At 51.9% G+C, this 26,918-nt stretch carries 25 protein-coding genes and 1 pseudogene; 11 read left to right on the top strand and 15 right to left on the bottom strand.

Annotation, left to right across the window (positions count from 1 at the left end; genetic code table 11):
- Positions 1-87: 87 nt before the first annotated feature.
- Together KIH39_RS07945 and KIH39_RS07940 are read left to right on the top strand one after the other, a co-directional pair.
- Entirely contained in the window at positions 88-897 is an 810-nt protein-coding gene (locus KIH39_RS07945) for a type IV toxin-antitoxin system AbiEi family antitoxin domain-containing protein (RefSeq protein ID WP_213498809.1), read from the top strand.
- On the top strand, positions 894-1,769 hold the full coding sequence (locus tag KIH39_RS07940) for a nucleotidyl transferase AbiEii/AbiGii toxin family protein (protein ID WP_213498808.1): 876 nt from the start codon (positions 894-896) through the stop codon (positions 1,767-1,769). Before KIH39_RS07945 ends, KIH39_RS07940 begins: the two co-directional genes overlap by 4 nt.
- 609 nt (positions 1,770-2,378) lie before the next feature.
- On the opposite strand, the gene KIH39_RS07935 is transcribed toward KIH39_RS07940, so the two are convergent.
- The 7 genes from KIH39_RS07935 to KIH39_RS07905 form a co-directional block, all read right to left on the bottom strand.
- On the bottom strand, positions 2,379-2,534 hold the full coding sequence (locus KIH39_RS07935) for a hypothetical protein (protein ID WP_213498807.1): 156 nt from the start codon (positions 2,532-2,534) through the stop codon (positions 2,379-2,381).
- Positions 2,535-2,584: 50 nt separating this feature from the next.
- Positions 2,585-3,931, bottom strand: a complete 1,347-nt coding sequence (locus KIH39_RS07930; protein WP_213498806.1) for a hypothetical protein — start codon at positions 3,929-3,931, stop codon at positions 2,585-2,587.
- Between the two features lie 96 nt (positions 3,932-4,027).
- A complete protein-coding gene (locus KIH39_RS07925; protein WP_213498805.1) occupies positions 4,028-4,906 on the bottom strand; it encodes a DUF6744 family protein in 879 nt (292 codons plus the stop codon).
- A gap of 107 nt (positions 4,907-5,013) precedes the next feature.
- Complete coding sequence (locus KIH39_RS07920; protein ID WP_213498804.1) at positions 5,014-6,387, bottom strand: hypothetical protein; 1,374 nt, start codon at positions 6,385-6,387, stop codon at positions 5,014-5,016.
- Positions 6,388-6,402: 15 nt separating this feature from the next.
- Positions 6,403-7,533 carry an AAA family ATPase gene (locus KIH39_RS07915; protein ID WP_213498803.1) on the bottom strand — a complete coding sequence of 377 codons (1,131 nt, stop codon included), beginning with the start codon at positions 7,531-7,533 and terminating at the stop codon, positions 6,403-6,405.
- Positions 7,534-7,606: 73 nt separating this feature from the next.
- Positions 7,607-7,801 carry a hypothetical protein gene (locus tag KIH39_RS07910; RefSeq protein ID WP_213498802.1) on the bottom strand — a complete coding sequence of 65 codons (195 nt, stop codon included), beginning with the start codon at positions 7,799-7,801 and terminating at the stop codon, positions 7,607-7,609.
- Between the two features lie 32 nt (positions 7,802-7,833).
- Positions 7,834-8,115: a hypothetical protein gene (locus KIH39_RS07905; protein ID WP_213498801.1), complete on the bottom strand. Its 282-nt coding sequence runs from the start codon at positions 8,113-8,115 to the stop codon at positions 7,834-7,836.
- A gap of 846 nt (positions 8,116-8,961) precedes the next feature.
- On the opposite strand from KIH39_RS07905, the gene KIH39_RS07900 reads away from it, so the two are divergent.
- A complete protein-coding gene (locus tag KIH39_RS07900) occupies positions 8,962-9,207 on the top strand; it encodes a hypothetical protein (protein WP_213498800.1) in 246 nt (81 codons plus the stop codon).
- 199 nt (positions 9,208-9,406) lie between these two features.
- Here the strand turns inward: KIH39_RS07900 and KIH39_RS07895 are convergent, their stop codons facing one another.
- The 3 genes from KIH39_RS07895 to KIH39_RS07885 form a co-directional block, all read right to left on the bottom strand.
- Positions 9,407-9,718: a transposase gene (locus tag KIH39_RS07895; RefSeq protein WP_449343003.1), complete on the bottom strand. Its 312-nt coding sequence runs from the start codon at positions 9,716-9,718 to the stop codon at positions 9,407-9,409.
- A gap of 426 nt (positions 9,719-10,144) precedes the next feature.
- On the bottom strand, positions 10,145-11,008 hold the full coding sequence (locus KIH39_RS07890; protein ID WP_213498798.1) for an ISL3 family transposase: 864 nt from the start codon (positions 11,006-11,008) through the stop codon (positions 10,145-10,147).
- A gap of 540 nt (positions 11,009-11,548) precedes the next feature.
- Positions 11,549-11,890, bottom strand: a complete 342-nt coding sequence (locus KIH39_RS07885; protein WP_213498797.1) for a hypothetical protein — start codon at positions 11,888-11,890, stop codon at positions 11,549-11,551.
- Between the two features lie 678 nt (positions 11,891-12,568).
- Here KIH39_RS07885 and KIH39_RS07880 point away from each other — a divergent pair.
- The gene (locus tag KIH39_RS07880; RefSeq protein WP_213498796.1) at positions 12,569-14,116 is read left to right on the top strand and encodes a hypothetical protein; all 1,548 of its coding nucleotides are present in this window, start codon (positions 12,569-12,571) and stop codon (positions 14,114-14,116) included.
- Between the two features lie 107 nt (positions 14,117-14,223).
- On the top strand, positions 14,224-15,663 hold the full coding sequence (locus tag KIH39_RS07875) for an ISL3 family transposase (RefSeq protein ID WP_213498795.1): 1,440 nt from the start codon (positions 14,224-14,226) through the stop codon (positions 15,661-15,663).
- A 314-nt stretch (positions 15,664-15,977) separates the two neighbouring features.
- On the opposite strand, the gene KIH39_RS26995 is transcribed toward KIH39_RS07875, so the two are convergent.
- The 4 genes from KIH39_RS26995 to KIH39_RS07855 all read right to left on the bottom strand — a co-directional run bounded on the left by KIH39_RS26995 (position 15,978) and on the right by KIH39_RS07855 (position 20,339).
- The gene (locus KIH39_RS26995) at positions 15,978-16,142 is read right to left on the bottom strand and encodes a YgjP-like metallopeptidase domain-containing protein (protein WP_449343002.1); all 165 of its coding nucleotides are present in this window, start codon (positions 16,140-16,142) and stop codon (positions 15,978-15,980) included.
- A gap of 1,178 nt (positions 16,143-17,320) precedes the next feature.
- Positions 17,321-18,481, bottom strand: coding sequence for an ISAs1 family transposase (locus tag KIH39_RS07865; RefSeq protein WP_213498793.1), 1,161 nt, complete (start codon positions 18,479-18,481; stop codon positions 17,321-17,323).
- An 80-nt stretch (positions 18,482-18,561) separates the two neighbouring features.
- Positions 18,562-19,122: an acyltransferase family protein gene (locus tag KIH39_RS26990; protein WP_390623697.1), complete on the bottom strand. Its 561-nt coding sequence runs from the start codon at positions 19,120-19,122 to the stop codon at positions 18,562-18,564.
- 284 nt (positions 19,123-19,406) lie between these two features.
- The gene (locus tag KIH39_RS07855) at positions 19,407-20,339 is read right to left on the bottom strand and encodes a glycosyltransferase family 2 protein (protein ID WP_261353357.1); all 933 of its coding nucleotides are present in this window, start codon (positions 20,337-20,339) and stop codon (positions 19,407-19,409) included.
- Positions 20,340-20,539: 200 nt separating this feature from the next.
- Here KIH39_RS07855 and KIH39_RS26985 point away from each other — a divergent pair, with 200 nt between their 5' ends.
- The 6 genes and pseudogenes from KIH39_RS26985 to KIH39_RS07820 all read left to right on the top strand — a co-directional run bounded on the left by KIH39_RS26985 (position 20,540) and on the right by KIH39_RS07820 (position 24,864).
- Entirely contained in the window at positions 20,540-20,761 is a 222-nt protein-coding gene (locus tag KIH39_RS26985) for a transposase (protein WP_213498790.1), read from the top strand.
- A gap of 237 nt (positions 20,762-20,998) precedes the next feature.
- Positions 20,999-21,799 (top strand): annotated as a pseudogene (locus KIH39_RS26530) (IS701 family transposase).
- Between the two features lie 5 nt (positions 21,800-21,804).
- Positions 21,805-21,996: a transposase gene (locus tag KIH39_RS07835; protein WP_213500331.1), complete on the top strand. Its 192-nt coding sequence runs from the start codon at positions 21,805-21,807 to the stop codon at positions 21,994-21,996.
- 238 nt (positions 21,997-22,234) lie between these two features.
- Complete coding sequence (locus tag KIH39_RS07830; RefSeq protein ID WP_213498788.1) at positions 22,235-23,320, top strand: IS630 family transposase; 1,086 nt, start codon at positions 22,235-22,237, stop codon at positions 23,318-23,320.
- Positions 23,321-23,530: 210 nt separating this feature from the next.
- The gene (locus KIH39_RS07825) at positions 23,531-24,622 is read left to right on the top strand and encodes an IS701 family transposase (RefSeq protein ID WP_213498787.1); all 1,092 of its coding nucleotides are present in this window, start codon (positions 23,531-23,533) and stop codon (positions 24,620-24,622) included.
- Complete coding sequence (locus KIH39_RS07820) at positions 24,619-24,864, top strand: hypothetical protein (protein WP_213498786.1); 246 nt, start codon at positions 24,619-24,621, stop codon at positions 24,862-24,864. The genes KIH39_RS07825 and KIH39_RS07820 overlap by 4 nt, the downstream gene beginning before the upstream one ends.
- Before the next feature lie 559 nt (positions 24,865-25,423).
- On the opposite strand, the gene KIH39_RS26980 is transcribed toward KIH39_RS07820, so the two are convergent.
- The gene (locus KIH39_RS26980; protein ID WP_213498785.1) at positions 25,424-26,446 is read right to left on the bottom strand and encodes an acyltransferase; all 1,023 of its coding nucleotides are present in this window, start codon (positions 26,444-26,446) and stop codon (positions 25,424-25,426) included.
- Between the last annotated feature and the right edge of the window lie 472 nt (positions 26,447-26,918).

Below are 26,918 nucleotides of genomic sequence, written 5' to 3'. Positions count from 1 at the left end.
CGCTTTGTCACACATTATCATGCCCCATCCATATCAGAAAATGGTTGCGATCCGTCTTTTTTTAGGTATAATTGGGGAATGAAAAATGTGAGGGAATACATCGAATCGCAGCTTGCCAGAGGGAGAGGCTACTTCACCAAAGAAGAAGCTTTGGCTGAGCTTGGGCTTTCCGCGGAAGCCTTCCAAGCAGCGATTGGTCGGGTTAAGAGGAAAGGGCTGCTTGTTTCTCCCCGCCGGGGGTTCTACTTGATTTTGAGGCCTGAGGACCGACAACTTGGCGCTCCCGACCCCTCACGCTGGATTGATCCGTTGATGAAGCATTTGGGGCTGGATTACCGAATATCTCTGCTGCGTGCGGCGGCGTTTCACGGATCGTCGCATCAGGCGGCGATGATCTTTCAGGTTATTGCACCAAAGCAACTCCCGAAGATTGCTGTCGGTCGCCAGAGAGTCGATTTTTTGTTCCAGACTTCGGCTACTTTTGAAGAAGCAAACAATCCAGCGTGGCTCTCGAAGCTCAAAACGGAAGCCGGGTTCGCCCAGATCGCAGGCTTGGAATTGACCTTGCTCGATATCTGCCGTTACTTCCATAAAGCAGCGGGAATCAACGGTGCGGCGCAGGCCGTTCATGATCTGGGTAAAAATGCCAATCCGCGAATTCTGGCGAAGGCCGCAAGTGCCTATGAAAATTCTGCGGTCAGACGTCTTGGCTATTTCCTGGAGCGTTTCGGTCATAATCGGCAAGCCGAGTCGCTCAAGGACTTCGCCAAGAAAGCGAAGTCCTTCAAGGCGCTGGATCCCGCAGTCAAACCGCTGGTTGCTGAACTCGGATTGCTGGACGAGAAGAACCCTGACTGGATGCTAATCATCAATGTGCCAGTGGAGCTCGAAGCGTGATACCACTGGCACACTTACAAGAATGGACAGCAAATGCTCCGTGGCCCGATCTTCGGCAGGTGGAACAGGACCTGATCATTTGCCGGGCGCTTTGCGATTTGTTTAACAGCGAGAAACTCCAAGGCAAGATCGCTTTTCGCGGCGGCACGGCGATCAACAAACTGCTCTTTTCGGAACCGCTTCGCTACTCTGAAGATATTGATTTGGTTCAGATGAGAGCTGAGCCAATTGGGCCGACGGTGGATGCCATTCGTGAAGCACTGTCCTGGCTTGGCAACTGTAAGCGGAATCAGGCTCTCCATTCGATGCATCTGGTCTTCCAGTTCACTCCAGAAATAGGTGACGGCAAGCCGCTTAAGCTCAAAATCGAGATCAATACGCGGGAGCAGCAGAATCTTCACGGCCTGCAATCGTATCCGTTTGAGGTCAGCAGTGACTGGCACAAAGCGAGAACTGAGATTATCTCCTTCGAGCCGGAAGAACTATTCGGCACGAAACTTCGGGCACTGCTTCAGAGGAATAAAAACCGTGACCTGTTTGATTTGAACGAAGGACTTTCACAGCTGGAACTGGATAGCGATAGGTTGATCGGTTGCTTCAACCATTACCTCGCGTTGGAAGAGAAGCCAATCAGTCGGGCGAATGCCGAAGAGCGGATGCTCCGGAAGCTGAACCAAAGCCTCATTGAAGACATCGCCCCCTTACTCCCGACTGGCGTCAGCTATTCCGAGACGGATGCCCTTGCGGCTTTCGGCAAAGTGTGGGGCAAACTGATCGTTCGAATTCCTGGCGATCCCTGGAAATCAAGCCAAGTTGTAATCGATGCCCTTCGCAAAGATCAAATACCGACATTGCTTAAGGAGGTATACTGATTTCGCGGGGCACCAGATCTCAATCCAATAGCGACTGTTCGCGTTTTCACGGCAAAAACCCAGTTTGTTGAACGTATCCTCAGTGCGCTTGGAGAAAACTGAAATAACGTTGCCCGAGGGCGAATCGCGTTTTCCAAAAAGCGCTTATCGGTATCACCGTTCTCTAAAGATGCTCGCATGATGGGGAGAAAATGGGGTCTCTCCTGCTTGGCAATTCGTGCCATGTGCCTTTTATCATCTCTCGGGACCGCAATAGGCCTGGAGCAAATCGGTTGGCCCGGATTTCGATAGATTCCCTATCTCGGGAACGATAAATAGACTCCGGTCGTTTCACGCCTTCGGCAAAGAGCGAATGTGGGTTGACTCAATGCTGAAAGAACTTGCGATGAAGCCGCCAGTGCCCTGCTTCGTGCGCCAGTTTGAATGGGTAACGACCGAACTTGGCGGGAAAGCGGGAAGGTTCGAAGCGTTGGATAAACCCGACGCGCCTCTCATTTTGCCTATCCGAGGATCGCTGATAGCTAAAGCGAAGCCAATCCTTTTTTTCCGTCGCATGGAAATACTCCTCCCCCGTTATTAGACGGTGCTAGCAACGGGGGAGGCAGGGGATCACTTGCGGATATTGCCCGCAACGAAATCCATGAAGAGCAAGAAGGCCAGCGTACCCAGGACAATCGCCGTCGATTGAAAGAAAGCTCCGACTAAGATCGCTATCAGAAACGAGCCCGACATATAGGCCGCATTCAATTTGTGCTTCGCACTCATGCATTTTCTCCGATAGGGTTGGAATGAAAAAGAATCGAAGTTTCGAACGGTTAAAGAAATGGATCGATCATGGCTTCGGACGGAGTATTTACACCGATGCGCTCCGATTTCCGGCGAGGAAGCAACCGATGGAGCTCTTCGCTTAAATAGGTCAATCGCTCCAGCAGGGCTTGAACTACCGATTGCAGGGAGTTCGCTTCTTCCAGAAGACCGGCCAGAATCGCCGAACTGAAGTTCCTGGCCCGATCTCGTATTCTCGTCGAAGTATTTTTGCCGCTCATCGCTCGGGCAGTCTCTCCCAACTCCACCTGCAAGGCCTCTGGACAAGCCGCGATCACCGAGGTTTTACCCAGCGGCATGCAGACGAACCTTCGGCTGCCCTGCTGGCAGACTATCGGTTTATCGGGATGAACGATCTGGAACTCCGAAAAACCCAACTGCAAGGCTCGCTGCAGGTAAGCTCGATCCAAGGCGAGACTCATCGGATTCCCTTCCACCTGAGAGCGATTGAGGTGAACTTCGGTCGTTTGCAGACTTTCGGTTCCTCGAGCCCGAATCGCAACGTGACCGTTGAGTTCCACCGTCACCGGTCGATGCGGATCTTTCTCGCCCGGCAACTGCTTCAAGCACTGAGCCAACCCGTGCGATTCTCCCGGGTCTATCCTCCAGCGCGTCGCTTCCAAAGAGGCAGGAATCGCTCGATGGACTTCGGGATAACGGGCTTCCGAGGCGATTAGCAAGGCGATCATCCAAGACCCCAAGCGGAACCAGAGGTGCGTTTTTGTACGAGCGATTTCCAGTCTGTCCGCCGAGAGTTCTTCCGCAGCGAAGAGTCCAGACCGGGGGATCAAGACCTCATCGTCCCAAGGAAAAGCGAATCCTGATTCGATGAAGAGCTGCCGGGTATCGGTTCCGATGACTTCGCCGGTTCTCCCCCGCAACTGGATGTAATTGACGGCGTACCGTGTGGCCTCGGGACTGGCCGTCTTCATCGCCTCGCATAAAGATTCCCGCAGACGCAGATCCATCGGCGTCCAGACTTCCGGTAAAGGCAGGCTTTCGACACTGATGGGAATCTCGTACCCGCGAATCTGCGGTACCGTATTCGAACTCCAGGCGACGCGCAACTTCTGGTGGACCAGTGCGACGATCTCGATGACGCTGTCGTCCGAACCGGCGGTATCATTGAACACGGCAAAAGGAATGGTCATCTGTTCTTCGGCGAAAGAACCCGGCTGCCGGTAAATCGCCGTGACTTCGCCGATCGAGCCCTGAATCGTAAGTCCGCTCGCATCGGTTTGGAGTAAGAGATTCTGAGGAGCCGGGCTTCGGGCCGCTCCCAATTTTTTGAACAGGCTGCGTAACTGCCGGACTTGCCGGCGCTGCAAATGGATCATGATCTTCCTTCGGTGAGTAGTGTTGGAGTGAAAGGGCGAGTAGGTGGGCAAAGGGCAAAAAATACCGAATGGCGAATCAGTTGAAAACCGGCCGAACTAAACCAAGACCGCTTCCCGCTCAGCAGCCAGACTTTCGACCTTCTGACGGAGCTTTCGGGAAGCCGTGGCCAAGGAAAGCTCCAGCTGATGCTTTTGATCGGCCAGCAGAGCGGCATAGGCTTCGACTTTGAACTTGGTGTTGCGAATCCGCTCAGCGGCTCGTTCCACCGTATCGGGCCGGGTATCTTCGCCGAACGAAGCGATCGCTTCCTCATGTTCCGTAATCAGAGCCGATAATCCGGAAGCCACCGCTTCCTTCACCGAGACATCTCCGCTGGCGGTTCCTTCCGGCACCGGGAAGCGCAGCATCTGACCATTAAGCTGCTTCAGCAAGCTCTGCACCCGATCGATGAAGCCGGCGTGCACCTGTGGCACGAAGTAGGCTCCGCCTTGGGGCCGAATCGGGAAAAGATCGGCTTCCCGCTCAAAAAGTTTCTGCACAATTCGGGTGATATCGCTGCCGGTTCGCACCGCAATGCAGCGATCCAGTTCTTCCTGAGCCAATAGAGCCAGTTCCCGTTTGTCGCAGTGGACCTGCCCGGTCTTCTTGGTCAGCGTGAGGAGGGTTTCGAAGTCGTAGCTGAAGCGGTCCCCCTGTTTCGATTCCTGGGTAAACTGAAATTGAATCGAGACTTCATCTTCGACAATCTGCCGAATAATTCGGGCTTCCGACAGCTTGCGACAGGCCCGGGCAAAAGCGTGCCGGGGTGCTAACTCCCGGGCCACGCTTTCATCGAGGCCGACTTCTTTCAGGGCTCGAATCAAGTCACTGTGCCGGACGCTGGCTCCCGAAGCGGTCCAGGTGATGATTTCGCCCAAGAGGCGAGCTCCCGGAGTTACCTTCGGCATAATGTTGGTTTTGATCAAAGCACTCATAGAGAGTTCCTTCAGGTTCAAGAATGAAAAATGGAAACGAAAAAAGCCCGCGGAATCTTCTGAATAAGAAGATCTGCGAGCTTTCACCACGATGGAAAAAAGGGAGACTAGATCGACAGCACGGAACCGATGGCGGTCTCGGTGACTTCGAGCGATTTAACCAGATGGACTTCATCGCACAACGCCGCCAGGTCTCCCGCAGTATCGGCCAAGACCAACGAGATCACCCGCGCCGAAACCGATTGCTTCCAGCGCAGAAAATTCTGCTGCAACTCCAGGGGAATGGAGCAGATGGCATCGGTCAGGATCAAGACATCGGTAATCCCCGCCGGAGCCCAGAGCTGTTCCACCATCCAAGGCAGTTCCACAATCGGAACATCCAAGGTCGAACCGCCCCCCAGGAAGGCCCCCAGCCAGTCGAGCACTTCCGATTCGTCCCAGCGGGACGGCGGCAGGGACAACAGTCGTTCACCGGTATCGCCGGAATAGGCAATCAGGCCGCACCAGCGACGCTGCTGCCGGGCGATCCAAGCCAAAGCCAAAGCGAGAGCCTTGGCTGTTTGCACTTTATCGCCCGCCATCGAGCCCGATTCATCGATGACCACCACGATCGGACCTTTGCCCACCGGCTCCAAGGACTGGTAGTCCCGGGCCAGGCACTGCCGTTCCGCCAGACGTCGCAGGGTATCCAGTTCTAACTCCGGAATTCCCAAGCGGACCAACTCGTGCGGCAGCAGTTGGGCCAAGTCTCCTGAGGTAGTCACTCCGACCAGATCGTCCTGACCATGGGCACATTTGCGACGCTGGCTCGATTGGGCCAGTCGCCGATAACGACCGGCCAGTTCGCAGATCCTTCGCAACGTGGGGTCCTGACGGACCCGCTGGAATAGTTGAGCGATCGCCTTAGGATCGACCGAGCCCGGCGTTCCAGGACCGAGCCCGCCGCCGAGAGCAGTAATCGCTTCCCGGCACTGGTCGACCTCTTCGCGAGCGGCCAGCACCGCCCGGCTGACCGCTTTTAATGTGGCGATCTCGGGTTCGGCCGTGGCAGCCGCATTCCGCAGAGCGGCGAATTGTTCAGCGAAGTGCAGGGTGGTAATCTCGGAGGAGACTTCATCCAGTCGAGTCCCGGCGTGCAACGCCTGATACTCCGGAGTCTGGAACAGCTCGACCAAAAAGCCCCGGCGAACCGGATCCTGGCAATCCTCCAACAGCTGCGGTTCCGGTTCAAAAGCCGCCGTATGAAAATCGGCGATGGCGTAATCCTCCAGACCGAACGATTGCAAGCGGGGAGAATCCCGCAGCAGATCGCTACCCCGACGCAGCCCCCAGGAATCGACCTGCAGAGCGGTTGGATTCCCCGAGGGAGCAGAGGGAGGCGAAGCGGAAGAGAAAGGAGAAGGGGAGTCTTCGGCGGAGGAGGGACTGGGCGAGAGCGGGCGATCGAGATCGAAGAGTTTACGGAGTTCTTCGGCATTCATGGTTTTTCCCTGGGGTTAGATCGCCTCCAGCGAGGCGAGTTTGAGTTGTCGGAGCTGTTCGCGAACGTAGTTCCGGGTTCGGGTGACCCGGTCATTGGACTTCAATTCACTCAGCTGCTTGTCGATCTCGCCGAGCTTGGCGGCGGCTTTGGCCGTCTCGGGCAGCTTGCGGACATCGGTGCTGGACAGAACTTGTTCGACTTCCAAGAGCAGTTGATTCAGCCGCATGCCGATCGGATTGGCAATTCGGGCGATCACCTGAGCGACTTTTTGGGGCTGTTCCCGGGGATCGTCCCAGAGAACGTGGGCGGCCACTTCCAGATGCTCCGGTTCGACCTGCTCGGCCCCGTGCAGGAAAGCGTACGCCTGCGCGATGCCGACCGCTTTGAACTGGCGGCGATCGCCCGGTTGAATGCCCTCCTTGGCTAGGTCTTTAAGGATCGTTTCCAGGGCTTCCTGGGCAGAAACGGACCAGGGTAACTCCCGGGCATAGCGGCGAGCGGCTTCTAGATCGGTTGGCTTCAGGTGCACCGAGACCTTGGGAGTATGCTCCCGATTCCAGAGCAGCTTCTTCCGACCCGCCTGCGAGCGAATCGGCGATAAACTCTTCCGCAGAGTGAAGCGGTCGAAGAGCGCGGCCAGTTCCTGAGCGCTCTCCGGGGCCGGCCATTCGTTGGAAGCGGCCACGCAGAGCTTGAGGGGAACCTTGCGCAAGGAACCTTCGCCGGCATCGAAGGTCCGTTCGTTGAGGATCTTCAGGAGGGTATTCAGAATCGCCGAGGAAGCTTTGAAGACCTCATCGAGGAAAGCGAAGTCGGCTTCGGGGAGTTTGCCGTTGGTGATTCTCTGGAAGCGGTCTTCCTTCAGTCCCTGAATCGAGATCGGCCCAAAGACCTCTTCGGGGACGGTGAACTTGGTGAGCAGGATCGAGAACTTGGAGCCGCCGGTGGCTTTCAGGAGTGAATCGAGCAGTAAGGACTTGGCACAGCCGGGCGGGGAGACCAGGAGCAGATGCTCTTGGGCGATCAGAGCGGTGAGACACAAATCGATCTCTTCGTCCCGTTCGATCAGACCGGAAGCTAATTCCGAACGGAGCAAAGCGAAATGGGCTTGCAGGGCCGCGCAGTCGGGAACGAGGGTTTTCATGGGAAGGTCCTTGGTAAGGTTGGGAATTAGGCGATAGGAAGAAAGGCAAATTGGCAGACACCGCAAGACGGCTCTACCGGGACAGTTTGAAAACGACCGAATCGAGAGCCCGATACTTCCGGAAGAAATGAATCAGGGTTCTTCGGAGCAGAGCCTGGAAGCGGGAGCGATTCAATTGCCGGCGGATTCTCTGCACTTCGGCTTCGGCCGTATCGGCGAGAATCAGAAACGACAGATGGAACTCTTCGAGTAAAACGTGTCGCGACATGAGAAAGTCCTTTTTGGAAGAGAAGGAAAGATTTAAACTGGGCGAACTGAGAGCTGTTGCCGGACGGTGGCGATAAACAGCGGAATCTGCTTAATGAAGAGTGAGGCGGGCAGGGACCGGGAGTGCCTGAAATGCTCCCAGGCCAGGGCAACCACTTCGGCTACCGCGTCATCGCGATCGTGGCGGCTTTCCAGATCACGAAAGGCAAATCGAGCCTTCGTCTCCAGCAAGGGCAGGATCGTCATGAACGCCTGCTGGCGATCTTCGAGCGACAGCACGGGAATCGAAACGGGAACGGACATCGGAATCAGCATGAGAAGTCTCCAGAAACGAAACCACCGCCGGGGTTCGGCGGTTGTCGTGTGTTGAAAAGGGGTAAAGTGAAGCCCCAAGTGAGGCGTACTGGAAAGAAGCCAAAGCTAGACTTCTCTCAAAGGTAATGACGCAAAAAGGGCGGGAATTTAGATAAGATTTAGAGAGAGTTCAAATAGCGACAGCCTTTAAGGAGATTCGAGTACGCGGACCCGCTCACCCTTACGATGAGTGCCTTTCGGAGGGTAGCTTCGAGAACAAGTTCGAGCGGCCAAAGCAAACGTCCTCCACATTCAATTCGTTCAGGCGGGTCGAAAGTCGATTAGGCAGTCAACATGTTAAACAAGATGATCCGCCTTCCTAGTGCTTAGATTAATTCGTGGTTTCAACGGGATTTATCAATTCCCAGGGAACTCCGAGGCATTCAGTGGGAGTTATCCAAAGTTTTCCTTTTCCCGAACTTGGCCTCAATAATGAAAAATCAGTGCGGCCGAATCTTCCACTTCATCTAATTCCATAACCAGACGATAAATAGGGAGAATTTCGTTTCAGATTTTCCCCCTTGAGCAAACCAAACTCGTCAGGATTAGCGTGAAAGTCCTTACCGAAACCGGTGAAAGATGATCCCAAAAAATCTGGTAACTTCACAGGAGAACGAAACGTCGGCGCCTTCGAAGCTACTCTATTTTTTTCATATTCCCAAAACGGCCGGTACGAGTTTACATCACGCCTTTCGGGATCAATATGCTCCCGAGGCCGTCTCCCCGCAGTAGATCTGGGATGATTTCCTAGCTACTGGTCACAAGATCTCTGCGTCGACCCGCGTCCTGGTCGGACATTTTGGTGGTTTGCTCCCTTTATATCTGGGTTACATTCCCATGATGGTGACGCTGCTTCGCGATCCCATCTCGCGAGCGTTATCCCATATTAACCACGTGCAGCGAGATCCGAATCATCCGCAGCACGAAGCCGCTCGTAACTTATCCCTTCTCGAATATTGCCGACATCCCGATCTCCGCCGGACAATCGACAATACTCAAAGCCGTTATCTGGCATCGCTCTGTTTCGCCGAGGCATTGATGACTCGGCCTTAGAATCTCGGAGATCAGCAGTGTAAACGCCGGTCGAAAAGGGGCTCTGTCGCACAGTTGGTGCAGATTATTTGTTGGTGATCCACTAAGCGAAAGAGCCGTCTTTTTGTCTTCATCCAGGCGATTTTTGGCGGGCGAATTTGCACGGGTTCTGACGCTTCACTAGGGAGCGGAGAAAATTACCTCCAGGCAAGTTACTCATTTACCCGTTGCAAATCACTCTCGCTTTCAGCAAATCGAACTTGGCTCGACCGAACATCGCTCTTTTGATCGATTTCAATCGATTAACTTGTCCTTCCTCTTGGCCATTGCTCCAGGGAAGAGTTACGGCCGCTCTAACTGCGGCTTCGTCGTTTCGCAAGCTTTGAGCAAACCGCTTTAATTCGAGAACCGTGGAGGCTTCCACTTTTTGAAGCCCTTCCGAAAATGCCGATTCCTGCTTTCCTCTTAAGAGCGTTGCAAAGGCTAAAGTCAAATCGATAGGCCCCTGAAACTCGCTTCCGGCACTGTGCATAATCTCAAGAATGCGTTTTCCTTCCTCGGATCGAGTTTCCGATTTTTGCAACAAGTTCATGGCTAGACTTCGTGAAGAAGGCAAAGGAACTCGATTAGGTGGGAAAGGCTTTGAGGGACGGGAAAGGGGCAGCCCCAGTTCGGTTTTCAAACGTCGAACACAGGCTTTGACGACCGAATAACCGATTGAACAGTCCTTTGTTCTCAAAGCTTGGTGGATTTTTTGGGCCGTCTGGTTGGGCTGTTGCAATTGCTCCTTAATAAAGCCTTCGTGAACATCCAAACGAGAGGAACCTCTTCGTCCGGGAAGCCAATTCGGACAATCCTCTCGCCGCAAGTAGCGGTCGATCGTTCGGAAATGGAGACCTGTTCGTTTGTGAATTTGCAGTTTCGATAGACCTTCCTCATGCCAGCGACGTACTTGCTCCTATTGCTCCATTCGGGATTTCTGCCGATCGGAGAGCCCTCCGGCTACCTGATTGGTAAGTTCCTGAATGACGGAAGGTTTTTCGCAGTGACTTTTTTGGATCAACTCCCGAATCTTTTCCCGCTTTCCATCGAACCAGCGTTCGATGGCTTCCCGCAGATTTTTCAGAAGATGCCAACGATCCGTCACCTGAATCGACTGAGGACAGGCCTCACGAATGCCTTGGGCGTAAGCCGTGGCTCGATCTCGGCTGACAATTTCCACTTGAGGATGGGCCTTCAACCAACACGCCAGGGTTTTAGCCTCTCGATCGGGTAGTAAGTCTAGGACGCGATGCTTTTCTAAATCCACCAGGATGGTGCCATAGTTTTGCCCTCTTCGAAAAGCGAAATCGTCCACTCCGAGAACACGGGGAGTGGTTAAGGAGTCGACTTTGTCTTTGGCTCGACGTAAAAGGGTGTCTTTGCTGGTCGGGACGAATAACTTCTCCGTGAGTCGAGTACCCGGCCTGCCGCCTAATGCCAAACCGATCTGTTTCTGGAGAGCTTTTAATCGATCCGTTGTTCGAGCATGGGAAGCAAATACATGAGGTAGCCGTTCACAGAAGATTTGCCTGGGGCAAGCGGCATTCATGCATCGAAATTTTCGCAGTTCGATCCGGAGCAATACTCGTCGAGCTTGCCAGGGTAAGTCCGCCAATACACGCCGATAATGGCTGTGAATCCGATATGTTAGCTGGCCACAGTCGGGGCACTGCGAACTCGGGCATGTGGTTTTTAGAGCAATCGCCAAAAGATCCGGAGTGAGAGCGAAATCGGTGACGACCAAACCGGCTTCTTGAGGAAAGAAGTCCTGCAGAGTCATGATGCTGCGTCCCGTCAGAATGAATTCCTAAAGACATTCTAACCAACGCTCGTCACCAACTGTGCGACAGAGCCCCTTTTCGACCGGCGTTTACAGGAATCGATGACTCGGCGAACTTCGGAACGGAAAAGTGGGAGTGAAATGATTTCATCTCGGCAACAAAGAATTCAAGATTTCTGGGCGGTCCTCCACTTCGTCGGCCTTTCTTTGATCTTTATTTTGGCGGATTGCTTGGACGCACTCTTTTTCGAAGAAGAGACGATATTCGTTGAGTGAGTGTCGACGAATTTGGGAGAACACTTCGTATTTTCTTGCAAAAATTCAGAGCCGGATATACCGAAAAAAGAGTTAGTTAGAGAACCCATCGGAGGGAGACTGTTTTCTTTGTCGTATCCAAACGACAGCCAAAAGTTGCCGATGTGGAGGTTTCTCTAGAAAAGTGCAGGGAGGTTGGCTCGAATTTAAAGTGGCATGCGATAGCTTCGAAATGAAGCGATGTCAGAAGGGGCGACTTCTGACAGGAGTAGGAAACAGGAAATATTATCGATGCCAGACTTCGTGCCGGGGAACCACGACTTTGACTTCGGGAGTTGGAACCTTATAGGTCCCATGTTCGAAACCTTCGTGTCCGAACTTTTTGTCGAATCGGTACAGTTCCCAGCCTTTACCGGTGCTGAAGAACCAGTGGACGCCATCGGTGTAATACCACTGCTTGTCGGCCTCATTCCAGTAGCTCCAGTGGCCGTCATGATTTCGCCAGTGGTCCTTCAAATCTTCGCGCGGCTCGGCACTGATCGAATTGCTCGAACCCGCCAAAAAGGCCGTGCCCGTCAGAGCGGTGGCAAAACAAACGCTTAAGATCCAGAATTTCGCATTCCGCATAGTGTGAATCCTCCCCGATAGTGAGTTCCTCGGAAAAAGCCCGAGAGGTTTCAGATGACTGCATTTCCCGTTCCGGAGCGGACTATTATGAGGCTTAATTCATTTGGCGAGGTCGAGTGCGATTTTGAAGATGCACACACCTACAGATTGAAAAGTATCTCTTGTGGATACGAGCGTTCTTTTGAAAATACTGCTCCGCATTTTAGAACGATTTCAATTTTCAAACCTAGGCTGAGGGGAATTTTGCTAAGTGCTGCGCATTATTTACCTCGATGGATTGTCTGAAAGAGATGGTCGGAATCTACTCAAACAAAATGTGTGGCGCAACTGATGAATTTCTGATCTGGAAAAAACTTCACGGGCGATTCTGAGGGAGTTCGGTTTCGTCAGCTCATTATCAGTGTTGAGACAACGGTTCTACGCAGTCAACTTCCCCGTTCGAAGGGCGCTGTTTTCTCGGTTCAGCAATCACCGGCCCAAATTCCGATTAATTAGGAAGCTGCAGTGCTGTGCTGATGAAGCCATTTCACATAGGTATCCTACGGCTCTTCCGTTTTTAGGCGCAACTCTCGGCGAAAGTGTCTTAACGCGGGCAATGCCCGCAACCCTAGGTATTAACGAACATGGCGTCGGTTTATCCAATGGAAGTAACCACACAACCGTTGGAGACTCGACGCCATGCCGACGATCAACTCATTTACGAAGAAGTTCGCCGATTCCATTCTATCCGTTCTGGAATGTCACGACCGCGTGATTTTCAAAGGATATCTTCCCTTTTTCAAGAATGGAGATCTCCACCGTCTCTGCGATAGCGGACTGGGCATGCGTCGCAAAGACTTCGTTCCCTTCCTGGAAGGTCTGTCCGAAGAACTGGTGGAACATGGCAAACGAGTCGCCGCCGAAGCCGGTGCTCCTTATCGGTTTCTCCAAGGGGAGCACACCAAAGAGCAGATCATCCGCGAGGAGATTGCCAAACGCAGTCTAAAGGAAGGACTGGTCGCCGTGCTGTGCTGCATGGAAACCGGTCGCGGCGTCAAGCTGCGTCCCGGCAAGGATCGACCGGAATTGTACTTCACGTCTCGCCCGCAACGCGTCGTCTATTTCTATTCTCTCGATCCCGAGTTCGGACTGATCCATGTCCGCATCCAAACCTTCTTTCCTTACAGCGTCCAAGTCTACGTCAACGGTCACGACTGGCTGGCCCGCCAGATGAACGAAAAGCAGATCGGCTTCCTTCAAAGCGATAATGCCTTCGTTCAACTCGACAATCCCGAAGCCGCTCAACGCCTGGCCGATCGCTTTGCCCATTTGAATTGGATCAAAATTCTCGACCGTTGGGTCCGCCGGGCCAATCCGCTATTGAAAAAAGACTGGCTGAACCGCTGCCAATACTACTGGGTGATCGATCGAGCCGAGTACAGCACGGACGTTTTGTTCCGAAGTCGTGAAGACTTACAAGCTCTTTACCCGCGTCTGGTCGATCACTCGATTCAACAGTTCTCTGCCGACGACCTTATGAAATTCCTGGGACGCAAGCTCTATCCTCAATTCGACGGAGAAATTCTTACTCTGGGCCGCAAGAAACGGGCACCGGGCACACGCGTCAAGCACCGCATGAAAGGCAATTGGCTGAAAATGTACGACAAATTCGAACGGATTCTCCGCATTGAAACAGTAATCAACCAGCCAGGCGAGTTCCACGTCCGCCGTCGATGCATCCGCAAAGGGGTCGAAAAAATGGCCTGGTGCCCCATGAACAAAGGCGTGTCTAATTTCTATCGCTACCTCGAAGTCGCCCGCGCTTCGAATCGACGCTATCTCGAGGCTTTGGCCGTTGTGGACGCTCCTTCGGTCACCGTGCGTCAACTCGACCAACTGAGTCAACCCGTCTCTCTGGGTAACCGGAAGCGACGCGGCTTGAACTTGATGCACGCCGAAGAACAGAAGCTATTCCTGGCTGTCTTATGCGGCGATAATCGCATCAATGGGTTTCGCAACCACGACATCCTGAAAGCGTTGAACGAGCCCGCCCGGGATGCCGCTGAACGGCGTCGGCAAACGCAACGAGTCTCGCGACAATTGGGAAGGTTGCGCGCTCATGGATTGATTCGGAAAGTCCCGCGGGCGCATCGCTATCATGTGACGGATAAAGGCAATGCGGTGATGGCGGCGGCCGTTCGTATCCGCATCAAAGAGTTCCCGAAAGAACTCAAAACCGCGATTTAATAAAATACACAAAAAGTTTGCGCAAAAAGCGCAAAAGATAAGAAGAAAGACTCTATTGGGATAGATTGCAATCGAGAGTACCCTTTTCCTGGTTCACGGAAGAGCCGATGACAACGACTACCATTGCCATAGACATGGACATCCCTGCCGGAGTGAGCGTTGGCGAATACGAACGCATCGACGGGGGCCACGCCTTTCACGTGAGTTGGCAGTTGCCCGACAATCTTTGTTGCGAGACATGCCAGCGAGAGTCTCGGCTTCAATTGGTGGAGAAGAACAAGTTTCTGAGCATCCGCGATCTGGATTTGTGGGGTAAGCCGAGCTTTTTCGTGTACCAGGAGGTGTATCACCGCTGTCCGTCGTGCGGTCACCGTCAATCGCTGTTGCCGCCGTTCAAGCGTCGGGATGTGAAATATACGTTTCGCTTCGAGGAGCAGGTGCTGGTCAGTCTGATCGGGAGCACAGCCGAAGACGTGGCAGTGCGTTTGGGGATCGCCGCGGAAACGGTGGAGCGAATCGTCAAGAACCGGATAGAGGACGCCAAGGCGAAGCAGATCGATCCCCAGCGGAAGATCGAGCGTTTGGGTCTGGATGAGATCAGCCTGCGTAAGGGGCATAAGGGATATGCGACCATTCTCACAGACCTGACGAATGCGGAGCGTCCGGAGATTCTGGCTCTGTCCAAGGGTCGCGACGAAGCAGCGGGGCGAGCGTGTTTGGAGCATTTGTCGGCCGAGCAACGGTCGGCGGTGCGTTGGCATCATACGGACATGAGCCCGGCGTATTTGAAAGCCTGCGGCGTGCATTTACCCAACAGCCAGTCGGTGATAGATCGCTTTCACGTCGCCAAGAAATTGGGTGAGGTGGCGGACGATCTGCGAAAAAACTATCGAGCCTACAAGCGAAGTTTGAGCGGGGAAGCCCGCAAGAAGCTGCGTTCTCAGATGCACGACTTCCGGCGTCGTCCGGAGGATTTGAATCCGGAGCAGGTCCAGGCCCTCGAGGATTTGTTCGAGAAGGTGCCTTCGTTGGGAACGATCTACCATCTGCGTTGGGAGGCGACCAAGATCTTCGATAGTGCCCCGAACCGAGCCGAAGCCTCGCGACTGTTGGAAGATTGGATCGTCCAGGCCCGCGAGATCGAGATGGATTGGGAGCCGTTCATCACGATGCTCAAGAATAACTGGGAGGGGATCTTAGCCTACTTCGAGGAACGCAAAAGCAGCGGCCCGGTGGAAGGACTCAATACCAAGATTCGGGTAGTGCTACGTCGGAGTTATGGAATTCAGAGTCTAACTACGCTCTGGACGAGAATACTCCTGGACGTGAATTGGGCTGCGAAAAAATTAGGGCCGACCGTTGCGGAGATTCGCGGCTTCGTCAACCAGATCCAGAAGCATTTCTCTGGATGCTACACCAAGAAACGGAAGAGCCATTTTTTCTTGATTTCATTCACAATCACTATTGAATTTTTTCTCCGGGAAATTCGGGGCTTGGAAGCAGGGTTGCGGCGGCGGTTAGAGGGCGGAAGTATTTACACCGCATGACATTCGATCTCAAGCGTGAGGGCTTGGCTAACGTCGTCATCGTCAGATGAATAGTCTAAAGTCGTAAGCTCTCTGATGAAATGCCTGCAACAGCGATCCGATTCGTGCGATCTCGTTGTAGAACTGGGCCGTTGCAGGAACCGTGCGCTTCCGCAAGTCACGAAAAAATGCTTCTGGGTCTCAGGGCAGGGAGTATTTCGCTTACTCCCACTCAGATTGCAAATTTCATTGTAAATATTTCAAATTGAGCGGAAATCGACAACAATTTTGCATTTACGAAAACGAATTTAATCAACTGAAGAGGAGTAGGCAATTTAAAGGGCGAGTTGACTCCTGATACTCCCAATCTCGTGGCCCAGCTGCAGGCGATTGAGGACGTTGCGGTGGTCATGCCATCGTGGCCTGAAATGGTTCCTCAGGGCCACGAACTGGGCATTATGCGTTGGCTCCAACAAATGAACCAGTTCGTGAACGACAATGTATTATAGACATTCCCTCGGTTTCTTCGCCAAGTCGGTGTTTATCCGGATGGTGCGGGCAGTCGGGTTGCAGCTTCCCTATTTTGATCGCATCCGCTGCACATAGAAGCTAGGTGGCCTCGACTCCCAAAATCGGTTGCCACTTATCTATCAAGTCCGGCAGGGTAAGCCGCACCGGTTCCCTATACCAAGCGTCTAATACGGCATGACACTTTTGGGTGTCGGGTCCGATCGCAGATCTAAATGCAGTTTGTTGTGCTGGAGAACAACACAGGGGGGTTCGACCCGTTCGGCGATGACCAACAGGCAGCGACGGCCCCGGACGAAATGCCTCTCCCGATCAACATACTCCCGTATCCTCTCGCGTTCCAGAGAACTTCCATCTGGAGGAGGAACGGTTTAGGAAATCCGTTTCCCACGAGGTGAGCCAGAGACAACTCGCTTTGCCAAGTTGGAACCACTCGCCAATCCGGAAAAGGAGATTGAAACTCATGCTAAAACCGGGGCTTTGGGTAGAGATGATGAATTCCAGTCGTTTAAAAGACTGAAACAACAGATTCTTTTTATATAAGCACAAAGAGCGACATTGGTTCTTCTTAAATTAGGCACTTTCGCTTTCGTTTCGGCTTGCGAAACGATCCTTAAGTCTTAGCAATGGCGACTCCAGATAGCGATAAGATAAAGCTGCAACTAAAAGAGTGATTCCTACTCGAGCAACGGTAATCCAAACCGCATTGGTAACAGATTTTTCCACTCGATAGGATTCCAACGCATCAAATATTGGAAAATGGTAAAGGTAGATCCCATAACTCCTTCGGCCTAGCCAGAGAAACGCTTGGAACCTAAGAAGTGTCGCGATTCGATACGAGTTAGTTACGGCGGTCACCAAACATGCGCAAGCGATCGCAATCAATAGGTATCCATAAGGCACAAGCCATGCAGCGTGGGAATCTACATTCAAGCTAAAAATTAGAAGGCCTGTCAGGCCAAGGATTATAAGAATGTCAGCGAAATATCGCCTTCTACTCTTCGACTCGGAGGGAGGACAAATAAAGGCTGCCGAACACCCCGCTAGCAGCGCATCAGCCCGAGTTAATGTAAAGCGATACGATGAAAAACCAAACCATGTAGCGCCTCCAACATACCGAAATACCGCGACAGCGGCAGGGAAATCGCATTTAAAGCTGAAGGAATTCTCGAATAATTAATTCTCGGCGTTCATCGCTGGCGCAGGCTTTCAGTCGTTTGACTGCCATCGATTCCTTGCCGCTCGCATTCGCTACTATGCTCAGAGCCAACCTTTTAATCCTGGCGAAATTCTGAGGGCCGTTATCTTTTCGAACCCGGCTGTCGTCGTCGCCGAATGTCACATCCAAGGACCAATGCAAATTATTCTCGATCGTCCAATGTTCCCGGACCGCTTTCGCCAACACCGGAGCGTCCGACGCTCGGCTGCAAATATAGTAGCGGATTTCGCTCGCGCTCTTGTGGTTTTCTCGGCGGTCGGTCACCACCACGACCACCGTCTTCAAGCCTTTCCAATCGTCCTTCATCGATAAGAAATTGACGTCCGAAAACACGAGGCACGAACGGTACTCCACTCGGCCTCGATTCTTCTCCGTCGATTCGCAGAACGTCGTCGGTACATCGGCGAATCCGGACTCCAAATGCTTGAAGTAATGAGCCTTGATCTCGGCCAAGAGAGTCGGTTGATTGTCCTTCACCGCCAACAGGTAATCCGCGTCCCGTTCCCGCACCGCCTCGGCGATTTTTTTTTGACAGCCCATCGCGTCGATAGTCACGATTTTTCCGGCAATGTCCAGCCGTTTCAGCAATTCCGGGATCGCGGTGATCTCGTTCGATTTATCGTCCACCGCCTCTTGGCCCAGCGTCACGCGGTTGGCCGTCGCAAACGCGCTGACCACGTGCAGGCACTTCTGACCCGGACCGCCTGACGAACGCATCGTCTTGCCGTCGATCGCCACCTGAAGCAGGTCGGTCCCGACGCAGATTTCCGCCATCCATGAAGCGAAGCAGGCCTCGAAAGCATCCGTGTCCAGATAGCGGAAAACTCGGCCGAAAGTGTCATGGCTCGGGATGCCGTTGGGCAAGGGGAGATACTTCCGGAACCAGTCGATCTTGGTCACGCCGAAAGCTTCGACGGCCACCCAGTCGTTGGCTCCGGAAACCGCGGCGCAAATGGCTATGAAAATGATTTCCGAAAGCGTGTGTTGTTGGCAACGATCGAGGCGGTGGTCGGGCAAATCCGCGAAGTGGACGAGGAGATCGGTCAACGGAGTTTTCGCCGGCGCGGGAGATAGTTCGGAAAGCTGAAACATCGAGGAACCCCAGGGCGATCTAGCGAGCGATTTCCACATCCTCCACTAAAGAAGAACGATGCGCAATACAATTAATGACATTAGATGTTTTCTTGGAATTTAAGCGCGATTTCCCTGGCGACAGCGGCCATCCCTGAAACCGCGAGAACAATCGCTAAACGTAGACCTCCGTGCCTCCAGGCGACAGCCAGTATTGGTGGCCAGAGCAGATAAAAATGCTCTTCAATCGCTAACGACCAACAGTGTGACAGAGACCCCAAGGATTCGGCAGGGACAAGATTGGCGACATAGAACAACGCAGCCGCAGCGGCCTCAAGCCATGATGGAGTAGGGCTTTTAAATGGGGTTATTGGCCAAAGAAGTCCCGCCAACAACACTGTAGCTATTAGTGCAGGCAGAAGCCTTAAAACACGACGGATGTAAAATCGGCCGAATCGTATCCTTCCCGTTCGTGACAATTCTGCCGCAAGAATTCCCGTGATCAGATAACCCGAGAGCGCAAAGAACAGATCTACTCCGATCCATCCCCCTGGCAATCGGCCATAACTTCCATGATGAATCAAGACTAGACAAGCTGCCACGGCTCGAAGCCCGTCTAATGCAGGAATGTTAGGAAACGTGAGAGGAGGCGATCGAAACATTCGCGTATCGGGTGGCATGTACGAGAACCTCAAGTTGTTCTGCTAGTTGAAGGACCAGCAGTTTAAATTAGCCAACAAAATTTATGTTGTGAACCTAAATCGATTCAGGAAGTACAAGAAGTATGCACCAAGCCAAGGCGATTAATTCATTTCCATGGGAATACAATTCATTTATCTCATGCGATTGTATTTAGGGTAATATTATGATCAGTTATAAATAATATTGAAAACTGATTACTCTTGGTAAGGATGCATATTTCTAACCGTTCTAGAATCAAATTTGGCTAAGTTTTGTTTCTGAGCAATCGACATCGTATTGGTTTCGGAAGTACAGGTAAAAGGCAGGCAGTAAATCCTTTTGAAGTAGGTTTTGTTTTAATAGACCGAAGTCCAAACAGGAACGCACTCCACGTTTTGCCTCTTCTTAATTCAAAGAGTGCACAATTAAAATAACCTATAGCAGCTTTTCGGAGAATTTGTGACTTGTAAGGCAGAAAATTGGCATCTCGACCAGCGGTCGCCCAACATTTCGCCGAGCCATAAAACCAATCCAAACCTCCTTGGCTAGTGATATTTTTAGGGTGCGCACGCCAACTGCTGAGCCGCTCTGGAGTATAGTAAGCTCCACGGCCTTCACGACAGAGTAGGTATGTCATCCATAAGTCATAAGCAGGACCGGCTAGATCAGGCGGATTCGATGGAAACAAATTCTTACGGAAGACGGCTCCCATCACCATTGGGACAGATTGTGCCACAAATAAATGATAAAATGGCATTACCACACCAGGAATAATTTTGTCCCGGCCCCAGATCTGCTTTATGTGATTGGATTCATCCAAGAGTTGACGCCCTTCCAGATCAATCACCCAGTGGTCACAAAATGCAATTGCCAAGTTCGGATCGGCAAGTAGCGGATTTACCAGCTTCTCTAAGAAATTCACAGCAATCACATCGTCATGGTTTAGTACTGCGATAAACTCGCCTCTGGCATTTTCAAAAGCTCGCCAGTGATTCTTGGCGACACCTAGCCTTGGATTGTTATGGTGGTAGCTGATTCGGGCATCCCGAAAGGTATCGACTATACGCCTGAGTGAGTCGTCAGGCGAATCATCCGATACGATAATCTCGATATCTTTTATGGATTGCGATAGAGCGCTCTGGATGGCCATTTGCAAATGATCGGGTCGGCTCTTGTACGCGGCTATTGGGATAGTCACAAGAGGCTGCACTGTTCTAACTCCTGCTGCATCGAATCGAATTGGACTCAGTATCACTATATCACCAAGCCCCGCACATTCACTATTTAAATCACAACCGTACTTGGAAAGAACTAGCCCCTTTTCCTTAGAAGCTGTGAGAAAAGGGCATTTTTATAGATCCCCTGAAGGTGTAATGGAGATAGTATAGGAGTTGTCTTATGCCAAAACTCCTAGTCTCGAACGAATTGAGGACTCTTCTCCAACCGTTGATCCCCGTCCCTAAAAAGCGTAGTTTTCGAAATCCGGGTCGAAAGCGATTGGAAGATCGACAGACTTTAACTGGGATAATTTTTGTTCTGCGATTCAACATACCTTGGAATCAACTGCCCCGCCGAATTGGACTGTGGCTGTGTTCGCAGCTGTCTACGCCGTTCACATGAATGGAATGAGGCTGGCATTCTTTCCATCAGATTTTGCTACAGAAACTCGACTATGCGGGACGGATAGATTGATCGCGGGCTGTCGTTGACGGCAGTCTTGTCCGAGCTTTCAGTGGAGTTCAGGGAAGTGGCAAAAATCCTACTGATTGAGGGCGTGCCTGTCTCAAACAGCACTTTCTGGTAGACGCAAACGCCCTTCCAGTAGCTGTTGACAGCACTCCGGCATACGTACCGGAGGTGAAGCAACTTCTGCCCCTAGTATTACTCCGCTACAGGACTTGCGCATTTTTGCAGCTTAGCTATATTCTTGAGATCGATGCTCGGAAGCTTGCGAAACATAAGAATGATCTCACTGCATTTCTGGATCAAGTTGCGGCGAGTTTAGCACACCCTCGTCGGCGTCGTTGGTGCGAGTGTTACTTTCGAGGCTTTTTGCTGGACGGTCAATGCAAGAGCGTTGAACCAATGGCGGCTCGCCTCCAAGCGATCGAGCAGGGCAAGAACGACTACGAACAAGCTTTGCAGCAATTTCTCAATCAAAGCTCTTAGGAGGAACAGGCCGTAATAGCTGACCTACAAAGATGGATCGCGCGGCAATTCGGCACAGACGGTACGCGCCTCATCGACGATATCGGATTCCCCAAACAGGGCGTGCATTCCGTCGGCGTCGCCCGTCAATATGCGGGGACACTCGGTAAAGTAGCGAGTTGCCGAGTGGCTGTTGCATGGCAATTCGCTACTCAGGCAGAAGTTGTAGGGCTGGAGGCCCAGCTTTATTTACCCGCAGTCTGGACTGAAGATTCCGCTCGAATGGCAAAAGCAGGAATACCGGACTCGATCCCGTATCGGCTGAAATGGCAAATGGCCCTGACGATGCTGCGTCACGCCGGGGCTAACGGCTTTCGGGGAATTGTCCTCGCCGACTGTCGGCCGGAAAAGAGCCACTCGCCCCCTGCTCGTTACTCGCCGAATGGCCAGAAAGCGAAGCATAACCCGCCAAATATTTCTTCAGCAATCTTCCTGCGGATACAAGCCTAAAACAACTGGTTTCGAGGGCCAAGAATCGATGGGGCATCGAACACAGCTATCGAGAACTCAAAGACGAACTCGGTTTGGATAACTTCGAAGGTCGTTCTTGGAGAGGCTGGAATCACCACGTCGTGCTGGTCTTGATGGCGTACGCATTCCTCCAAAATATCCGGCGAAGTGGCCAAAAAAAAATAGCATCCGACTAACGTTGCCCAAATTGCGGGAACAAATGCAATCCCTCTTAGCTTGCTGGTGCGCCCGATGCCCGCTCTGCAGACAATCTGTTCCGTCGCTTGTCAAAGACAGCCATCTTTGCTAACGGAGTAATACTAGGTGTGAAAGGATTTGGGGGACGGGAAAGGGGCAGGCCTAGTGTAGTGTCTCAGAAATAGCGTTACTTTTAGCTCCTTTTTGCGGTTTACTCAATAGAGAAGGAGAAAACCCATGAAAGTCGCGCTGCCAATTTCGCTGTCCGAGGAGGAACGACAAACTTTGACTTCTTGGTCTCGGGGACGAAGTACTCCCGCTCGGCTGGTCCTTCGGGCGAAGATCATACTCGCGGCGGCCGCGGGTGTACGGAACAAGGACATTGCTCAGCAGTGCGGCACGTCGAAGCCCACGGTGGCGCGCTGGCGGACCCGATTTGCGAAGCTGCGTTTGGCGGGTATCGAACGGGATGCTTCGCGACCGGGTCGAACGCCAGCGATCAGCGGGAAAGTCGTCGAAGAAATTCTCCGCAAGACCACTCAGGAGAAACCATCCGGTGCGACTCATTGGAGCACGCGAACGATGGCCCAAGAGGTGGGAGTGAGCAAAGCCACCGTGCAGCGGGTTTGGTCGTCCCACAACTTGAAGCCGCACTTGCATAAGACCTTCAAGGTATCGAATGATCCTCAATTTGCCGAGAAACTGTGGGACGTAGTGGGCTTGTACTTGAACCCTCCCGAGCACGCCCTGGTGCTGAGTTGCGATGAGAAGAGTCAGATACAAGCCCTTGATCGCACGCAAAAAAGCTTGCCCATGGTGCCCGGCCGTTGCGGCACTCTGACTCACGATTACATGGGTCATGGCACCACCACTCTCTTCGCGGCTTTGAACGTGGCGGAAGGCGTAGTAATTGGCGAATGCATGCCACGACATCGACACCAGGAATGGATCAAGTTTCTCAAACGGATCGATGCTGCCACCGATCCGGCCTTGGACTTGCATTTGATCGTGGACAAACCTGCCACGTACAAGCATCCCAAAGTTCAGCGTTGGCTCGCCCGGCATCCTCGATTCCACATGCATTTCACCCCCACGAGCAGTTCCTGGATGAATCTGGTGGAACGCTGGTTTCGCGACTTAACAGACAAACGACTGCGTCGAGGCACATTTCGATTTGTGCCGCAATTAATCCAGGGGATTGAAGGCTACATCGATCATCACAATAACACAGGAAAGGGATTCCAGTGGACCGCCAAAGCCGAGGCTATTCTGGAGAAAGTCCGCCGGGCGAGGGCTACCTTGGATAAAACACATTCTGTGTGAGACACTACACTAGGTGTGTTCGAATAACTATTTGAAATTATAAAATCGCCATATCTCTGCGATATTTGCGCTTTTTATAACAGTTTCTGCACTTTCCCAGAAAGTCTTAACAATTTAGGGGTATTGGGAATTTGAATTGTTCTTGAAAAAGCCGGTGCTTCCGTCAGCATGGTGGTGCTTAAAAAACATCAAGCCAGGAAGGCACCGGCCATGGAAGTATCTCGTTTTCCCTCCTTTCTGTCCAGTGCTTTTTCCGCCCTGGTCTTCTTTTTGGATGCTCGAATCCAGTCGCTAACCGTGCGTATCTTCCGCGGCATGTTCCTCGCTCAGGACCAGCGACGCACCGCCTCCCGATGGTTCCGAGCCGCCGGTATCCGTCGAAAGTACAAGTCGGCCTACCGGCACCTTGCAGCGGTCGGTCGAGAATCCCTTTCGATGAGTACCGCCGTGGGACGACTGGTTCTCAAACACCCGGCGGCCCAATCCGAGAAGATCGTGATTGCTCTGGATGACACCCTCACCAAACGTTACGGTCCGAAGGTCGAAGGGGCCGGAATTCACCACAATCCGACTCCGGGTCCAATCGGACAGTTGCTCGAATACGGGCAGAACTTCGTCGTGGCGGCTTTATTGGCCTGGCATCCTCTCCACGGCATTATCGGCTTGCCTTTGCGAGCCCAGTTATACGTCCGCCAGAAAGAGGTCGCGACGCTTCCCCGCAAGTACCAGTGGAAGTTTCGGACCAAGCTGCAACTGGCGGTGGAGATCCTGCAATGGCTCTCGAAGTCTTTGTTTTCTCCGGGGAAAGCAGTCTGGATCGTGGCGGATGGCGGCTATGCGAAGAAACCGATTCTGCGGGCGTGTCGGCAGTTGAACTTCACGTTGATCAGTCGGCTCCGCAAGGATGCCGCCCTATACGAGTTGCCCTCTCCCTCCCAAGGTCGGGGGCGTCCCCGCAAGTACGGAGAGAAGCGAATCGACTTGGCCAAGCGAGCGGCTCATGCCCGGGGATGGTCGTCGGCCTCCCTGCAGTTGTACGGTCGCCCAGAAGTCAAAACGTACAAGAGTTTTCTGGCGACCTGGAAGTCGGCGGAGGGAGTCATCCGCGTGGTTCTGGTTAAAGAGAAAAAGGGTGGATCGCTTTCTTCTCGACGAATCCGGAGGCGACGGTGGCCCAGATCCTGGAAACCGTGGCCAGCCGCAATGCCATCGAGCAGGTCTTCAAGGACGTCAAGGAAGTTTGGAGAGCCGGTCAGCAGCAATTGCGAAACCTGCACGCCAACATCGGCGCGTTTCACATGAACCTGTGGATGATGACTTTGACCGAACTGTGGGCTTGGAATCAACCGCAAAGGAAGTTAGTGGATCGTGCCGATCGTCCCTGGGATAATCAGCCGCGACGGCCTTCTCATAACGATCGACGCAAGTCGTTGCTAAAGCTGATTTTGCAAGAAGAATTTCGAGCACTTCCGCAAAGCGGGCCCGGAACGCGAAAATACAAAAAAGCCGTCAAACGCTTGTTCCTAATGGCCTGCTCCGCTTAGATTATCTGGGAAAGTGCAGACAGTTTTGCAAACTGAGAAGAGAAAATGGAAAGGAAACGAGAGTGATCGATTCTGAGAAGTACTATGGCAAGTGCTGTAAGCTCCTCAGATAGAATATGGCGAAATAACCTAATTGAAATCCCGCTCTTTTCGTAAAACCAGCTAAGAAATTTAAATGCCCCGCCGAGAAGCGAGAATTTAAAAAGATATTATTGAGCTAATCCCTTTGAAAGAGAGCTTTATAATCGATAATCACGGTTACTCCCTCTCAGATTGCAAAAATTCGCTGCAAATAATTCAAAAGACGCGAAAATCTAAAAAAAATTTGCAATTTCGGGAACGAATTTATCCAAATGACAAGGAGTAAGCCTAAGTTGATATTGCTCGTTTTTATGCTACGCTTCGAACACATGCTGAGCCATTGACTAAAAGTAGAATTGTTCGGACATTTGAAAACCGCCAACTAACTATCTACACCATTCAACTTTCAGTTTCGATGTTGCGTCCCATAAAATAATTCGGAGCGGTCAGTGAGGCAATTCAGTAACTGCCGGAATTATTAGGTTCCAATAAATGAGCCCATTCTAAGCCACCTAAGCACTCGAGCCAAACATAAACAAATTATTAGTACGAGCATCGCCAGAATGTAATGCTTAGCAATGCCCGAATTATTGTGGATCGGTGCGGCAATTTCAGGGGGAAGGAGATAAATAACGAGTGGATTAAGTAAGAAAATTGGAAATGTATTTCGACCTACGAATTCTATTGCAGTAACAACCTTAGTGGTAAACAATTCTGTTTGCCTAGATCGAAAAAATGATGCCCAAGCAAGGAATATTGATCCAACATAAACAGATACTAGTATATATGGAGAGGCTCGATCGGATTGAGAAGCTAACCAAGCTTGCTCATATTTGCAAACTGACAGTGCAATGATTGAGATTATTACCATGAGAAAATTCGGTAAGAGCGACGGGATAGGGGGGCGCGACAATGTTATTCCAAGAGCAAGATAGGGTATCCAATAAACAAATAATCTGTCTCCCATTCCGGATACAAAGTGGAATTTCCATAGAAAAGCTTCCGAGATTAAAGTTACAATCAGCCCTAATATTAGTATTGGATAAAGAAGTCGACTTTGGAAAATTCCTCGAAAAAAAGGAAAGATGACTGTCAGTTGAAAAAGTACAACAAAGTAATATTGCCCTGGCCATCCGTATCCCCCTAGCCAGCCATTTGCAATAGTAGTATACGGCGTGTTTAACCACTGTTCCCTTGTATGAAATAAAAACAAATAGATGGCGGTCCAGATTGAATAAGGAAAAGCAAGACTGATTAGACGGTTCATAACATATCGTCGGGCTTGTACGGGCGAGCGTTTACTTAGGCCAAGCTCATAATGCATTGCCCAAAGTATAATAAATACTGGAACGCAAAATCGGAAGCAGGAGGTTAGATCATCTTCTGGTCCAGGGGTGTGAATCGCAACTACCCCGTAAATTGCTGCGGCTTTAAGTAAATCACTTCGCGGTTCTCGTTTTAAGTTGTCGGTCCTATTTTGAGTGTTATCTGAAGGCGTCATATATTCCTTTGATTCTATGAGCTAAATGCCTTGTAACAGTTCAGTCTTATGAACCCATCTTTTCCAACAGCTGTGTCAGTTTGCCAATTTCGTTAAGGGCATTAAGTGATTTGAGTGACGTATCGAGCGGAGCTTGGCCTCGCAGTTTCAGAGTCTTGTAGACGCTCATCAACACGCTCTGCGTTTGCACGCCGATTTCGACGCAGATGGACATTCCGATCAAAGTGCACTTAGGGATTTTTCTGATCTCGGGTATAGGCCTCGATTCGGATATCCTGCGAGGAGAGATGATCGAAACTGGTTTCGAACCGATTATTCTCCGTTGAAGGAATCAAGTAAAACGATCGCGATATGACGATCTCTGCTTGCTGGCTACGCCTATCGCTGGCGAATCGAATGAAAAAATTCTCGGACTTATCGCGATCGAACCCTCGGTGTCCATTGGAATTAGTACACTCATGCATAGACCTCG

This window comes from Telmatocola sphagniphila (assembly GCF_018398935.1).
In the GTDB taxonomy this organism is placed as follows: Bacteria; Planctomycetota; Planctomycetia; order Gemmatales; family Gemmataceae; genus Telmatocola; species Telmatocola sphagniphila.
The sequence above is the reverse complement of the archived record's forward strand: the minus strand, read 5'-3'. Positions and strand labels throughout refer to the sequence as shown.